Annotated in this window: 12 protein-coding genes; 7 read left to right on the top strand and 5 right to left on the bottom strand. The window is 74.9% G+C overall.

All coding sequences use genetic code 11. The features are described from left to right. Positions 1-149: 149 nt before the first annotated feature. Entirely contained in the window at positions 150-599 is a 450-nt protein-coding gene (locus ACZ56B_RS26895; protein WP_468795834.1) for an SRPBCC family protein, read from the bottom strand. Positions 600-712: 113 nt separating this feature from the next. After that, complete coding sequence (locus ACZ56B_RS26890; RefSeq protein WP_468795831.1) at positions 713-1405, bottom strand: class I SAM-dependent methyltransferase; 693 nt, start codon at positions 1403-1405, stop codon at positions 713-715. Between the two features lie 100 nt (positions 1406-1505). Between ACZ56B_RS26890 and ACZ56B_RS26885 the strand changes: the two genes are divergently transcribed. Beyond that, positions 1506-1958, top strand: a complete 453-nt coding sequence (locus ACZ56B_RS26885) for a flavodoxin family protein (protein ID WP_468795828.1) — start codon at positions 1506-1508, stop codon at positions 1956-1958. Between the two features lie 15 nt (positions 1959-1973). On the opposite strand, the gene ACZ56B_RS26880 is transcribed toward ACZ56B_RS26885, so the two are convergent. Next, positions 1974-3053, bottom strand: coding sequence for a YihY/virulence factor BrkB family protein (locus ACZ56B_RS26880; RefSeq protein ID WP_468795825.1), 1080 nt, complete (start codon positions 3051-3053; stop codon positions 1974-1976). A 117-nt stretch (positions 3054-3170) separates the two neighbouring features. On the opposite strand from ACZ56B_RS26880, the gene ACZ56B_RS26875 reads away from it, so the two are divergent. The 4 genes from ACZ56B_RS26875 (at position 3171) to ACZ56B_RS26860 (ending at position 9322) form a co-directional block, all read left to right on the top strand. Further along, positions 3171-3803 (top strand): GNAT family N-acetyltransferase, encoded by a 633-nt coding sequence (locus ACZ56B_RS26875; protein WP_468795822.1) that lies wholly within the window; start codon positions 3171-3173, stop codon positions 3801-3803. A 165-nt stretch (positions 3804-3968) separates the two neighbouring features. Continuing rightward, on the top strand, positions 3969-4643 hold the full coding sequence (locus ACZ56B_RS26870) for a lytic polysaccharide monooxygenase auxiliary activity family 9 protein (RefSeq protein ID WP_468795819.1): 675 nt from the start codon (positions 3969-3971) through the stop codon (positions 4641-4643). A 279-nt stretch (positions 4644-4922) separates the two neighbouring features. Beyond that, the gene (locus ACZ56B_RS26865; RefSeq protein ID WP_468795944.1) at positions 4923-6866 is read left to right on the top strand and encodes a DUF1996 domain-containing protein; all 1944 of its coding nucleotides are present in this window, start codon (positions 4923-4925) and stop codon (positions 6864-6866) included. 287 nt (positions 6867-7153) lie between these two features. After that, complete coding sequence (locus ACZ56B_RS26860) at positions 7154-9322, top strand: PP2C family protein-serine/threonine phosphatase (RefSeq protein ID WP_468795816.1); 2169 nt, start codon at positions 7154-7156, stop codon at positions 9320-9322. A gap of 52 nt (positions 9323-9374) precedes the next feature. Here the strand turns inward: ACZ56B_RS26860 and ACZ56B_RS26855 are convergent, their stop codons facing one another. Further along, positions 9375-11945 (bottom strand): SpoIIE family protein phosphatase, encoded by a 2571-nt coding sequence (locus ACZ56B_RS26855; protein WP_468795813.1) that lies wholly within the window; start codon positions 11943-11945, stop codon positions 9375-9377. Between the two features lie 223 nt (positions 11946-12168). Here ACZ56B_RS26855 and ACZ56B_RS26850 point away from each other — a divergent pair, with 223 nt between their 5' ends. After that, on the top strand, positions 12169-12756 hold the full coding sequence (locus ACZ56B_RS26850; RefSeq protein ID WP_468795810.1) for an AMIN-like domain-containing (lipo)protein: 588 nt from the start codon (positions 12169-12171) through the stop codon (positions 12754-12756). A 70-nt stretch (positions 12757-12826) separates the two neighbouring features. Here ACZ56B_RS26850 and ACZ56B_RS26845 read toward each other — a convergent pair whose 3' ends face one another. After that, a complete protein-coding gene (locus ACZ56B_RS26845) occupies positions 12827-13558 on the bottom strand; it encodes a GAF and ANTAR domain-containing protein (protein ID WP_468795807.1) in 732 nt (243 codons plus the stop codon). Between the two features lie 112 nt (positions 13559-13670). Here ACZ56B_RS26845 and ACZ56B_RS26840 point away from each other — a divergent pair, with 112 nt between their 5' ends. Beyond that, positions 13671-13844 (top strand): CsbD family protein, encoded by a 174-nt coding sequence (locus tag ACZ56B_RS26840; RefSeq protein ID WP_468795804.1) that lies wholly within the window; start codon positions 13671-13673, stop codon positions 13842-13844. Positions 13845-13995: the final 151 nt, after the last annotated feature.

Below are 13995 nucleotides of genomic sequence, written 5' to 3'. Positions count from 1 at the left end.
GCCGGGCGCTTGCTCGACCGCGCGCTGCCATGCTCGTGCGTTCCCGTCGCCCGCGCCCCTCCCCCCCCCCCCCCCCCCCCCCCTCCCCCCCTCCCCCCCCCCCCCCCCCCGGCCCCGCGTGCGGTACGGGAACCGGGGGAGCCGGGCGGTCAGACCTCGCCCCGCCAGGCGCCCGACTCCACGCCCCGCCGCTCGATGAACTCCTTGAACCGCTTCAGGTCCCCGGCGGCCTGCCGCTTGACGAAGCCGAGCTTGTCGCCCACGTTCTCGGCCAGTCCCTCGGGGTCGAAGTCCATCTGGAGCATCACCTTGGTGGTGGTGTCCCCGAGGCGGTGGAACGTGACGACCCCGGCCTGCTTCGCCTCACCACCCACGGTGGTCCAGGCGACGCGCTCGTCCGGGATCTGCTCGGTGATCTCGGCGTCGAACTCCCGCTTCACGCCCCCGAGGCTGGTCACCCAGTGGGTGAGCGTGTCGGTGCGCTGCTCGATGCGCTCGACGCCGTCCATGAACTCCGGGAAGCTCTCGAACTGGGTCCACTGGTTGTAGGCGGTGCGGACGGGGACGTCGACCTCGATCGATTCCTCTACCTGCGACATGCGTCGGATACCTCGCTCTCCGGGCTTTCCGATGGGACGGGGACACGGGTACCGCCTCCGGCGCGGAACAATCACGCCGGCCGCGGCGCACCGGCCGGTGCCCCCGGTCCGCGTCAGCCGCCGGCGGGATCCGTCCCCCCGCGGCGGCAGTGCAGGAAGAGCTGGGGTTCCGGCCGGGCCTCGGGATGGGCCGGGGTGAACAGCACGCTCTGCTCCGACAGCACCGTCAGTCCCGCCCCGCGCACCAGGGCGATGACGTCCTGGGCGGCGAAACTGGTGGCCCGCACGGGCTGCCCCATGAAGGCCCCCTCGAAGTCCTCGACGTCCAGGGGGACGGTGGCCAGCACGAGCAGTCCGCCCGGCCGCAGCGCCCGGGCCAGCCGGCCCACGAGGGCGGACTGCTCCGCCCGGGACATCTGGAGCAGCGAGAAGTACACGCAGACCGCGTCGAACGCCCCGTCCCCGAGCGGCATCCCGCGGACGTCGGCGCACCGGAACTCGGCCCCGGGCACCTGCCGGGAGGCGATCCGCACCATCACCGGGGACACGTCGACGCCCAGCACCCGGTGACCGGCCGCGACGAGCGCGGCGGCCGTGGGACGTCCCGTCCCGCTGCCCACGTCCAGCACCCTGCTGCCGGGCTCCAGCCGTTCCAGCAGCCACTCCAGCGACGCCCGGTGGGCCGCCGAGGCGGCGAACGCCTTCTCGTACTCGCTGCCCAGCGCGTCGAACACCACCGCCGCCGGCGGCCTGCGATCCTCGTCGACCAAGACGCACCCCCGTCTCCGTGTACCGATGCGGGGCATCGTGCCACCCCCGGCCCGCGGTCACAACGGAACACCGCCCTCCCCGGCGCCGTCCCCGCCCGGCTTGCGGGCCCCGGGGCCGGCGCGGCAGGGTCGGGGGGTGCCGACTCTGCTGATCGTCCACCACACGCCCTCGCCCCACTGCCAGGCGATGTTCGAAGCGGTCCTCTCCGGCGCCGCGGCTCCGGGGATCGAGGGCGTCCGGGTGGTGCGGCGGGCGGCCCTGTCCGCCACCGCCACGGACGTCCTGGAGGCCGACGGCTACCTGCTCGGCACCCCGGCCAACCTCGGCTACATGTCGGGCGCGCTCAAGCACTTCTTCGACCAGATCTACTACCCGTGCCTGGACAGCACCCGCGGCCGGCCCTTCGGTTTCTACGTGCACGGCGGGAACGACGTCACCGGGGCGGTGCGGGGCATCGAGTCGATCACCACGGGGCTCGGCTGGCGCCGCGCCGCGGACCCCGTGGAGGTCACCGGCGCACCGGGGAAGGCCGACGTCGAGCGGTGCTGGGAACTGGGCGCCACGCTCGCCGCCGGCCTGATGGAGTGAGCACGCGCCGAGCGGTCAGGTCCCGTCCATCCGGCGCCGGTCCTGCTCGTCCCACGCCTGGGTGTCCCGCGGCTGGGTGTACGGCTCGGCCTCGGGCGGGTGCCCGCCGGCGATGGCCCGCTGCCGGGCGATCTCCGCGTCGAACTCCAGGCCCAGCAGGATCGCGAGGTTGGTGATCCACAGCCAGACCAGGAACACGATGACACCGGCCATCGTGCCGTACGTCTTGTTGTACGAGGCGAAGTTGGCCACGTAGAACGCGAACCCGGCGGAGGCGATCATCCAGATCAGCAGGGCCAGGAAGCTGCCCGGGGTGATCCAGCGGAACCCCCGGATCCTGGTGTTCGGAGCCGCCCAGTACAGCAGCGCGATCATGATCGTCACCAGGACGACCAGCACCGGCCACTTGGCGATGGACCACACCGTCACCGCGGTGTCGCCCAGGCCGAGGGCGTCGCCCGCCCGGCGGGCGAGCCCGCCGGTGAAGACCACGATGAGCGAACTGAACACGGCCAGCACCATCAGCACCACGGTCATGCCGATCCGTACCGGCAGCACCTTCCAGATCGGGCGCCCCTCGGGCATGTCGTAGACCGCGTTCGCCGAGCGGATGAACGCCGCCACGTAGCCGGAGGCCGACCACACGGCCAGGACCAGACCGACGACCGCCACGACCGAACCGACGCCCGCGTTGCCCTGCAACTGCTCGACCGCCCGGGTGATGATGTCGCGGGCCGCCCCGGGGGCGAGCCGCTGGAGGTTCTCCATCACCCTGTCCGTGGCCGACTCGCCGGCGACGCCCAGCAGCGACACCAGGACCAGCAGCGCCGGGAAGAGCGACAGCACGCCGTAGTACGTGAGCGCGGCGGCCCGGTCGGTCAGCTCGTCGTCCTGGAACTCGCGCAGACTGCCCTTCAGCGCCGCGCCCCACGACGCCTTGGGAAGCTTGGTCGGCGTGTCCGGCGCCGCCCGCTCCACCTCGTCGTCCGGTCCGGGCTCCTTCGCCGCACGGTCGGCCTGGGGCCCCGGACGGGGCTCGTTCGTCGCGGACTCGCCGGCGGCCCGGCCGTTCCGCCCCGGGATATGCAGCTTCATGCCCGCCGGGTAACCAGGCGGCGGCGCGTTAAGCCACGGACGCGGGCGCCGGCACGGAACGGACCTCCGCCTCGCGGGGGTTGTGGGAGCGTTCCCAGAGCAGGCAGGATCCGGGGCATGACCGCGTCTCCCGTGATTCGTCCGTACCGGCCCGAGGACCGCCCGGCCCTCGACGACGTCTGCATCCGCACCGCGCACGCCGGCGCGGACAGTCGCCCCTTCTACCGCGATCCCGGCATCCTCCCCGCCGTCTTCGCGGCCCCCTACGTCCATCTCGAGCCGGAACTGGCCTTCGTCCTGGACGACGGGCGGGGCCGGGCGGTCGGTTACGTCCTCGGCACCGCCGACACCCCCCGCTTCGCCGGGGCCTTCCGCGAGGTGTGGCTGCCCCTGGTCGCCGACCGCCACCCCGAGCCCTCCGGGACGCCGCGGACCCCGGACGAGGAGATGGCCCGGCTGCTGCACGACCCCGAGCGGATGGTCGTCCCGGAACTGGCCGGCTATCCGGCGCACCTGCACATCGACCTGCTGCCCGAGTGGCAGGGGCGCGGCTACGGCCGGAAGCTGATGCGGACCTTCCTCACGGCCCTGCGGGACGGCGGAGTGCCGTCCGTCCACCTCGTCATGGCGGCCGCCAACCGGGCCGCCAGGGTCTTCTACGACCGCATGGGCTTCCACGAGATCGACACGCCGCTGGACGATTCCGTCCTCTGCCTCGGGCGCACGACGGCGGACGCCGACCGGCTCTGAGGGGCCGGCGCCCGCCGTCGAACGCGTCGAACGCGCCACGACCCGGGCGGAAGTGGCGCGCACAGGCATTGCGGCCTGCGCTCCGAAGGGCTCAGCCTGTGCTCTGGGAGCGCTCCCACGCCTCCCGTGGCCCGATCGCCCCCCCACATCGGAGAGAAGGTCATCATGACTTGGCATGGTCATGCTCTACCGGTCGTCCGGTCCCGGCTGACGCTCGTCCTGAGCGCCGCCGTCGCGGCGCTGCTCTGCCTGATCCCCTGGAGCGGCACCGCCGTCGCCCACGGCTCGGTGGTCGACCCGGCGTCCCGCAACTACGGCTGCTGGCAGCGCTGGGGAAGCGACTTCCAGAACCCGGCCATGGCCCAGCAGGACCCCATGTGCTGGCAGGCCTGGCAGCACGACCCCAACGCCATGTGGAACTGGAACGGTCTCTACCGTGACGGCTCCGGCGGCGACTTCCGGGCCGTCGTCCCCGACGGCCGGCTGTGCAGCGGCGGACGCACCGAAAGCGGGCGCTACGACTCCCTGGACGCCGTGGGCCCCTGGAGGACCACGGACGTGAGCGGCGACTTCACCGTGAGGCTCCACGACCAGGCCGGCCACGGCGCGGACTACCTCCTGGTCTACGTCACCCGGCAGGGATTCGACCCCACCACCCAGCCGCTGACCTGGAACGACCTGCAACTGGTGGCCCGCACCGGCGCGTACGCCCCCAGCCGGAACTACTCGGTTGCGGTGAGCACCTCCGGGCGCAGCGGCCGCCACATCGTGTACACGATCTGGCAGGCCTCGCACATGGACCAGACGTACTTCCTGTGCAGTGACGTGAACTTCCGCTGAGGCACCGGCCGCCGGGCCGGTCCCTCCCGAAGTCCCCGCCGGACACGCACCGCCCGGCGGGGCTTCGCGTTCCGGGCGCGGCCCCGGCTCCCGGGACCGTGCCGGGAATCCGCGCGGTGGTTGAACGCACGGCGGTCCCCCTGCGTATGGGGCGTGGGAATCCCCTGCCGACCCCTGTGACGAAAGCGTAGGAGTACTGCCTTGGCACGCAACACACGCAGACGCCCCAAACAGCGCGCGACGCTCGCCGCCTTCGCCCTGATCCTGGGCGGGGGCGGGATGACGGCGGCCAACGTCTACGCTTCCGCGACGGAGGACGGCGGCCCGGGCGGCGCGCGGGTCCTCTCCGGCGCCGCCACCGTCGACTGCCCGGACGTGGCCACCCGGCTGACGTCGGTGCCCCCGCAGGCGCGGGCGGAGGTGGACAAGGAACTCGCCGCGCTGGACGCGCAGATCGCCGAGGCCTACCAGCGGCTCGGGGAGTCGGCCGACGCCCTGCGGCAGGACCCCGGGTTCGCGGACAACGCGATAGCCGGGCCGCTCGAGGAGAAGCGCTCCGCGACCCTCGCGCGCATCGCGACCGCCATCGAGCGGGTGGGCGACCGGCCCGAGGGCCTCGAGGAGCTCGCCGCCTGCGCCGTGCGCGAGTCCGGCAACGCCCCCGCCCGGCCGGACGCCGGCCGGGAGGGCGAGGGCGACGGGGGCGAGCAGGCGGGCGAAGGCGACGGCGGCCAGGACCAGCAGGGCCAGGACCAGCAGGACCAGGGCGGCGGGAACGGCGGCCAGGCCGGCAACGGTCCCGTCGCCGGCGACTACGTCGACATCACGAGCGTCCAGCCCAACGTCCTGACGCCGAGGCAGACGGAGAACGCCTCCCGCGGCACCTTCACCAGCGACTGCGGCGTCAACGAGAACGGCCTGTTCAACTCGGACAACGTGATCGCCGCGCCCGGTGTCGCCAACGGAGCCCACCACTTCCACGACTACATCGGCAACCAGGCCACCAACGCCTTCTCCAGCGACGAGGACCTGGCGAAGGCGAGCACCAGCTGCGTGGACCAGCGCGACAAGTCGTCGTACTACTGGCCCGTACTGCGGCTGCAGAACGGGAAGCAGGAGCGGGACGCCGACTCCCCGGGCGGCGGCATCGAGGGCAACGTCGGTGAGATCGTCACGCCCAAGGAGGTCACGCTGACCTTCGTGGGCAACCCGCGGGGCGAGGTCACCGCCATGCCCCGGCTGCTGCGCATCATCACCGGCGACGCCAAGTCGTTCGTCAACGGCCCCGCCAACGCCAACGCCTCCTGGAGCTGCACCGGGTTCGAGGACCGGCAGCTGACGGACAAGTACCCGCTGTGCCCGCAGGGCAGCGACGTGGTGCGCACTTTCGACTTCCAGAGCTGCTGGGACGGCCGCAACACCGACAGCGCCAACCACCGCACCCACATGGCGTTCACGGACGCCGAGGGCAACTGCCCGGCCGGCTTCACGCCCGTGCCGCAGCTGGTGCAGCGCATCGTCTACGACGTCGACGCGCCGAGCCTCGAGGACGGCGGGAGGACGACGCCGCTGTTCGCGGTGGACTCCTTCCCGGAGCAGCTGCACAAGCCGATCACGGACCACGGCGACTTCATCAACGTCTTCGACGAGGACCTGATGAACGAGATGGTCGACTGCATCAACGAGGGCCGCACCTGCGGCGCCGGCGACGGTGACGGTGGAAACGGCGGCGGTGGCGGCGGTGGCGGCGGCCGGGGCGAGGAGCCCACGGCCACGCCCGACGACCCGGGCCAGGGCGGTGACGGCGACCGGGGCGACGGCGGCGACCAGCCCGGTGACGGCGGCGGCCGGGGCGACGGCGGACAGCAGCCGTCGCAGGAGCCGGCCGCAACCCCGTCCGCCGAGGAGCCCGCGGGCGGCGACGGCACCGCACGGCCCGAGCAGCCCGGCGTCAAGGCCTCGGCCCCGGCCGGGGACGGCCGGGGCGCGGGCTCCGGGGACCGGGACGGCGGCGGGGGCGGCGAGGACGACGCCGGCCGGGCGGCCCGGGCCGCCGAGGTGCCCGGCAGTCTCCCGGAGCTCGGGACCGAGGACAGGACCGAGGCACAGGCCGGAACCGGCAGCCTGGCCGAGACCGGAGCCCAGCTCTGGCCGGCCGCGCTCGGCGGAGTGCTGGTGATCTTCGGGTTCTTCGTCCTGCGGAGCGTGCGGCGCGGGGCCTGATCCCCGGCGGCACCCGGACGGCGGCAGGTCCCCTCGGGGGGCCCGCCGCCCGGTCCGGTGCGCGGGAGGCCGGTCCCGGCGGGCGGCGCGATGCGGGCGGCGGCCGCGGGACCGGAGGCCGCCGGGGCCGCCGGGTGTGCGCACGTCGTGAAGCCGATGTGCCCGCGCGGTGCGTCAGGCGCGGCGTCCGGGGTAGTAGCGGCGTACGTCCCCGATGGAACGGCAGGGACGTACGCGACCCCCCTGGCGGGTGGGCAGCCCTCCCGCCACCGGACCCGGAGGACGCCATGGCCGGGATCAGCGAACCCCTCCCGGGCGTCGTGCCGCTGGACGAGGTCCTGGGCACCTCCCTGGCCGACACCGTGCGGAGCACCGGCGCCTCGGCCGGCGCGCTCTACCTGCGCGAGGAGACCACCGGCATGCTGCACCTGGCGTGGCTGTGCGGCCTGCCGGCGGAGTTCTTCGCCCCCTGGCAGCGCCTGTCCCCGGCCAGTCCGGTGCCCGTCGCCGACGCCCTGCGCGAGGACCGGCTCGTCTGGGTCGGCGGCCACGACGAGATGGCCCGGCGGTACCCGCGGATGGCCGCCGTGCTGCCCTACCCGTTCGCGCTGGCCGCGGTCCCGGTGACCGGCGTGCACCACCCCTGGGGCGCTCTCTTCCTGATGTGGCCCGCCGACCGTCCGGGACGGATGACCGCCCGCGTACGGCACATCCTCACCGTCAGCGCCCGCCACCTCGCGCGTCTCCTGGACGACTCCGACCAGGCGCCGGCCCCGTCCGACCGGCCGCGGCTCGTCCAGCCGGGCGCCGTGGTCCCCCCCGCGCAGAAGAACCTGGCCGCCTCCGACTACCTCGACCGCCTGCCCGAGGGCGCCGTCTCCCTCGACCTGGAGGGCCGGATCACCTACCTCAACTCCGCCGCCGCCCGGCTGCTCGGCCGCGGGACGGAACGGCTCCTCGGCACCCGCCCCTGGGAGTCCCTCACCTGGCTGGACGACCCGGTCTACGAGGACCACTACCGCACGGCGCTGGTCAGCCGCTCCCCGGTGTCCTACATCGCCCGCAGACCGCCGGACCGGTGGCTGGTCTTCGACCTCTACCCCGACACCAGCGGCATCAGCGTCCGGATCACCCCCCGCGCGGAGCACCTCAGGGGCGACGCCCCGCCCACCGCCGCGCGGCGCCCCTCGCCGGCGCCCACGGGGCGCCTCTACCAACTGGTCCACCTGGCCGCCGCGCTCACCGAGACGGTGACCGTGCGGGACCTCGTCGAGCTGATCGCGCACCAGATCCTGCCCGCCTTCGGTGCCCAGGGCCTGGTGCTGTCCGTCGTCGACGCGGGACGCCTGAGGATCACCGGCCACCACGGCTACGCCACCGACGTCGTGGAACGGCTCGACGCCCTGGCCCTGGACACGCACCTCACCCCCGCGGGCGCCGTCCTGGCCGACGCCACCCCCGCCTTCTTCGCCGACCGGGCCGAGATGGCCGCCCGCTACCCGAAGGCCCCCCCACTGAGCGACAAGGAGGCCTGGGCCTTCCTCCCCCTGGTCATCTCGGGCCGGCCGGTGGGCTGCTGCGTCCTGTCGTACGACCGGTCGCACGCCTTCACCGCCGACGAGCGCGCCGTCCTGACCTCCCTGTCCGGCCTGATCGCCCAGGCCCTGGACCGCGCCCTCCTGTACGACACCCAGCACCGCCTGGTCCGCGAACTGCAGCGGTCCCTGCTGCCCCGCGCCCTGCCCTCCCTGCCCGGCCTCGACATCGCCGCGCGCTACCTGCCCGCCGGACACGGCCTCGACATCGGGGGCGACTTCTACGACGTCCTGCGCCTCGACGACACGTCCGCGGTCGTCGTCATCGGAGACGTGGAGGGGCACAGCGTCACGGCGGCCGCGCTCACCGGCCAGCTCCGCACCGCCATCCACGCGCACGCGACCGCGGGCGCGGCCCCGGACGAGATCCTGGCCTGCACCAACCGCCTGCTGGCGGACCTGGACTGCGACCTGCTGGCGTCCTGTCTCCTCGCCCACGTCGACCCGGCGCGCCGGCAGGTGACCCTCGCCAGCGCGGGACACGTGCCGCCGCTGCTGCGCCACGCCCCCGGCCGGGCCGAGGTGCTGGACGTCGAGCCGGGGCCGCTCCTCGGCATCGAGCTGTGCGCCCGCTACCCGGTCACCACCGTGGCGCTGCCCCCGGGGGCCGTCCTCGCCCTGTACACCGACGGCCTGGTGGAGACTCCCGGCGCCGACACCACCCGCACCACCCGGCACCTCGTCGAGCGCCTGGCCGGCGGCGACCCGGACCCGGACCGCCTCGTCGACCGCCTGCTGCGCCCCCCGGGCCGCGGACCCCGGTACGCCGACGACGTCACCGTGCTCCTGCTGCGCGCCGCGGGCGCGCCCGTCGCGGGGCGGCCGCCGGCCGCGGCCGACCGGGCCGGGCGCCGGACCTGACCGGAGGCGTCGGCGGGCGCGGGGCCGGACCGCGCCGCCCGGCGGGCCGCGGTCAGTGCCCGTCCTCCCCGCGGTACGCGGTGAGCAGCAGGGCCACGTCGTCCGGCCGGTCCTCGGTCCGGCGGGCGGTCCTGACCAGCCGGTCGGCGAGTTCGTCCACCGTGCCGGCGCGGCCGCGGGCCAGGCACCGGCGGACCGCCCGGATGCCCGTCTCGATGTCGCTGCCGGGCATCTCGACGAGCCCGTCGGTGTACAACGCGAGGACGCTGCCGGGCGACAGGGTGAGTTCCGTGACGGGATAGGCCGCCTCGGGGTGCACTCCGAGCATCACGCCGCCGGCCAGCTCCAGGACCTCGACCCGGCCGTCCGGGTGGCGCAGCAGCGGCGGGGGGTGGCCCGCCCGGGCCGCCAGGGCGCGGCCGGTGCGCGGGACCAGCTCGATGTAGCAGCAGGTGGCGAAGACCTCGGCCTCCAGCTCGGCCAGCAGCCGGTTGGTGTGGGCGATGACCTCCTGCGGCGGCCGGCCGCTGGCGGCGAAGGCGTGCACCGCGCTGCGCAGCTGCCCCATGACGGCCGCGGCGCCGACGCTGTGCCCCTCGACGTCGCCGATCACCAGCGCCACGCCGCGCTCCGTCCTGATCACGTCGTACCAGTCGCCGCCGATGGCCATGCCCTGGGTGCCGGGCAGGTAGCGGCCGGTGGTGAACAGCCCCTCGATGGCGGGCAGCCGGTGCGGCAGCAGCGCCTCCTGCAGCCCGCGCGCCACGGCGGACTCCGCGTCGTACAGCCGGGCCCGCTCCATCGCCTGGGCGGCCAGTCCGCCGAGCGCGGTCAGCGCACTGCGGTCCTCCGGGGTGAACCGGCGCGGTGCGGCCCAGCCGAGGATGCACGAGCCGACCGGGTGGCCGGAGGCGATCAGCGGCAGGAACGCCCAGGCGCACATCCGGTCGAGGGGGATCCCGGGATAGGCGCGGACCAGCGCCTCGGGCGACTCGAAGAAGAGCGGGAGCCGCGTGGTCAGGGCGTGCACGCCGGGCAGCTGCCGGTCGAGGGGCACCCCTTCGAACGCGTCGAGGAACCCTTCCGGGTAGCCGGCCTCCCACAGCAGGTGCATCCGGTCGTCGCGCACCGTGTACAGGGCGATCTCCTGGGCGCCGAACGCGGGCAGCAGCTGCTCGGAGACGGCCCGGCACACGTCCCGGACGGTGACGGCCTCGGTGAGCACACTGGCCATCTGCACGACGTGGTAGAGGGCTCCCGCACGGGTCGCGGCGACCGGCTCCCGCGGTGCCGCCACGGCCGCCCCGGCGTGCCCGCCCGGCGGCGCGGACGCGGCGCCGTCGGGGGCGCCGGTGGGGAAGACACGGCCGGTCAGCCCGTGCGCCCCGGGGTAGAGCACGAACCCCAGCCAGACGCCGTCCGGGGCGTGCGCCAGGTACGACACCGGCTCCTGCGACAGCATCGCCGCCCGGTAGCGGTCCTCGTAGGCCGGGTCGCGGAGCCAGGCGAGCGCGTCCCACGGGTGGTGGCCGAGCAGCTGCTCCGGTTCGCAGCCCAGCAGTTCCCGGCAGCGGCGGTTGGCGTAGACGATCCGGCCGTCCTGGTCCAGGGAGAAGAGCCCGTCGGGCAGCCGCTCGGCGGCCTCGGCCGCGGTGACCCCGCCGGTCACGTCCACGAGGGCGCCCACCAGCAGCCGCGCGGTGCTCCTCGCCGGCACGACGTGGCCCCACAGCTCGACCGGCCGGTAGCGGACCGTCCCGTCCTCGCCGGTTTCGTCCAGCACCCTGAAGTGCCGGGACCTGACCTGCCCGGTGGCCGCCGCCTCCCGGCGGCTCGCCCGCAGCTCGTGCAGGTCGTCCGGGCTCACCCGGGACTCGACCTCCGCCACGGTGCCGCCGAAGCCCTCCCGGGCGACGCCCAGCAGGGCGAGGGCGTCGTCGTCCCCGGCCCACCGGCCGCCGTCCAGGTCCCACTCGACCATGCCGACCCTGAGGGACGGGACCGGCGGCGTGGGCAGCCGCACGCCGACCGGCTGGTCGTCGTACTCGATCCCGTACGCGACGGCGTCCGGACCCGTCCGGCCGGGCACCCGGCGGGCGAACTCGGCCAGGCTCTCCTCCATGTCCCGCCCGGGGCCGCCCAGCGCGGCCCGCACCGCCTGTCCGCTCACCGGCTCCCGGGCGACCGGACGCAGCACGATCAGGACGCCCACGGGTTCGCCGCCGACCCGCAGCGGGCGGTGGGCCGAGGCGAACGGGTACGGCAGGGCGGCGGTGAACTGCGGGAAGCGCAGCATGGTCGCCCGCTCGTCCGGCAGCCACAGGACCTCCTGTCCGCGGTACGCCTCCGCCGCGGGCACCGCGGCGCTCACCGGCATCCGCCACCAGGACGTCAGCAGCGACCGCGGGACGCCGGTCACCACGCAGAGCACCAGCGAGCGCCGGTCGCGCGAACGCAGGTACACCAGCCCGCCGTACCCCCCGACGTCCTCGACCGCCGCCACCAGGGGGCCCGCGAGCACGTCCTCGATGCGTGCCGTGCCCCCGCCCCGGTCCCCCGCCGCGTCCCGGCCGGGCACGCCGTCCGGCCGCTCCCCGCGCGGTTCGGCGGCTGACTCATCCATCTCGCGTCCTCCCGGTGCGGACGCACGGGGCACATCGTTCGCTCCCCACCAGGATGTGCCATGCGGGCCGCTCCGGCGCGGCGGATGCGCCCGCCTCCCGCGGCCCGGCCGCCGTCCGGCCGTCTTCGCCGCGCGGCGACCCGTCCGCCGGCAGGAGTGCAACCTTCGGGCGAACCCGGTCGTCTCACCCGATGCCAGAGCGGTGCGATCCCAGGGGGCACGCATGAGGAAAGCAGGAACGGCCGGAACGGTCTGCGCGACGGCCGTGCTCGTCGCCGCCGTGCTGGGCACGGCGGCGGTCCCGGCCGCCGCCCGGACCACGACCGCCGGCGTCGCGGCGTGTCCCACCGGCTGGGGCAGTCAGGCCAGGACCGACGGCGACGCCACGACCACGCCGGTGCGCGACATCCGGACCGGCCGCCACGACTGCCACGACCGGATGGTCGTGCACCTGCCCGGCGCCGGCCGCGACGGCCTCGGCTACTCCGTCCGGTACGTCGACCGCCTGTACCAGGACGGATCGGGCCGGCCCCTCCCCGTGGCCGGCGGCGCCGTGCTCGAGGTGCGGGTGACCGCGCCCGCCTACGACTTCGAGACCGGTGGGCCCACCTACCCCGCGCGGGCCGGACACCCTCTGCCGGGCGTGGACCTCACCGGGTACCGCACCTTCAGGGACGCCCGTTTCGGCGGCAGCTTCGAGGGCGAGACCCAGGTCGGCCTCGGCGTGCGCGCGCGGCTGCCCTTCCGGGTCCTGGAACTCGAGGACCGCATCGTGATCGACGTGGCCCACACCTGGACCGGCGAGCGCTGAGCACGCCCGCCCAGGACGCCCGGACGGACGCCCCCGCGACGCGGCCCGCCCGTCCGGGCGGGCCGCGTGCTCACTGCTCCGCGGTGCCGGTCTCGCAGACCCGGCGGGCCACGTCGCGCAGTTTGGTGTTGGTGCGCTGGGACCGGGTGCGCAGGATCTCGAAGGCCTGGTCCTCGGTGATGCGGTGGCGGCCCATCAGGATGCCCATCGCCTCGCCGATCATGTGCCGGGTGGCGATGGCCTCCTGCATCTGGGCGTCGGTCAGGGCGCTGGAGAAGGCGACCGCCGCGTGGGACGCCAGCAGCCACCCCGCCGTCTCGCTGTCCTCGGTGAAGGCCCCGGGCTCGCGCGAGTACATGTCGAGGGCCCCCAGCTCCTCCTCCCGGGTGTACAGCAGGAAGCTCATCATGCTGCCCATTCCCAGGTCCCGGGCGCGGGGCACGTAGCGGGGCCAGCGCCCGGAGGGCCGGGTGAGGTCGGGGATGCGGAAGACCCGCTCGTCGTTGCCGGGCCGGGCCGCCTCGAAGCAGGGGCCCTCCTGCAGGCGCTCCTGGAGGCGGTCGCTGTCGATCACGCGCTGGTCGGTGGGGGCCAGCGAACTCACCCGGTTCCCCTTGAGCACGAGGATCCCGGAGGCGTCGCAGCCCTCGACGAGTTCCACCGCCGAACCCGTGATCTGCTTCAGGGTGGCGTCGAGGGTGTGCTCGGCCAGGAGATCACGGGCCAGGGACGCCATCTGCCGGGCGAAGTTCCGCCAGTCCACCGTCCGCCCTTCCGCCGCCGCGGTCCGCACCACTCCCATCCTGGCACGTCCGTCCCGGCCGCATCCCCTTCGCCGCGGGTTTGCACGGCGTGCCACGGGCCACCCGGTGGGGGACGGGAAACGGACACGGACATCGTCGGGAGTGAACACGGTGGCTGAGGACCAGAAGGCCAAGGCGAAGACGGAGCAGGCCAAGGGCAAGGCCAAGGAGGCGCTCGGCCGCGCGGTCGGCAACGAGCGGCTCGAGGCCGAGGGCCGGGCCGAGCAGTCCAAGGGCGACGCGCGGCAGGCGAAGGAGAAGACGAAGGACGTCTTCCGGCACTGACGGCGCGAGCGCACCGGGCGCGCCCCGGTGTCCTCCCCTCCGGGCGGGGGGGGGGGGGGGGGGGGGGGGGGGGGGGGGGGGGGGGGCGGGGGGGGGGGAGAAGGCGGTATGGGGTGGCGGGGGGGGGTTGGGTGGCGTAAGCGGGAGGGGT

The sequence above is a fragment of the Streptomyces sp. NPDC034670 genome (assembly GCF_055574875.1).
The sequence above is the reverse complement of the archived record's forward strand: the minus strand, read 5'-3'. Positions and strand labels throughout refer to the sequence as shown.

Bases quoted from the DNA above. Each gene is read 5' to 3' on its own strand.
- ACZ56B_RS26845 (WP_468795807.1), bottom strand. From the start codon at position 13,558: ATGGGAGTGGTGCGGACCGCGGCGGCGGAAGGGCGGACGGTGGACTGG.
- ACZ56B_RS26855 (WP_468795813.1), bottom strand. From the start codon at position 11,945: ATGGATGAGTCAGCCGCCGAACCGCGCGGGGAGCGGCCGGACGGCGTG.
- ACZ56B_RS26890 (WP_468795831.1), bottom strand. From the start codon at position 1,405: ATGCCCCGCATCGGTACACGGAGACGGGGGTGCGTCTTGGTCGACGAG.
- ACZ56B_RS26870 (WP_468795819.1), top strand. From the start codon at position 3,969: ATGACTTGGCATGGTCATGCTCTACCGGTCGTCCGGTCCCGGCTGACG.
- ACZ56B_RS26850 (WP_468795810.1), top strand. From the start codon at position 12,169: ATGAGGAAAGCAGGAACGGCCGGAACGGTCTGCGCGACGGCCGTGCTC.
- ACZ56B_RS26880 (WP_468795825.1), bottom strand. From the start codon at position 3,053: ATGAAGCTGCATATCCCGGGGCGGAACGGCCGGGCCGCCGGCGAGTCC.
- ACZ56B_RS26895 (WP_468795834.1), bottom strand. From the start codon at position 599: ATGTCGCAGGTAGAGGAATCGATCGAGGTCGACGTCCCCGTCCGCACC.
- ACZ56B_RS26860 (WP_468795816.1), top strand. From the start codon at position 7,154: ATGGCCGGGATCAGCGAACCCCTCCCGGGCGTCGTGCCGCTGGACGAG.
- ACZ56B_RS26865 (WP_468795944.1), top strand. From the start codon at position 4,923: ATGACGGCGGCCAACGTCTACGCTTCCGCGACGGAGGACGGCGGCCCG.
- ACZ56B_RS26875 (WP_468795822.1), top strand. From the start codon at position 3,171: ATGACCGCGTCTCCCGTGATTCGTCCGTACCGGCCCGAGGACCGCCCG.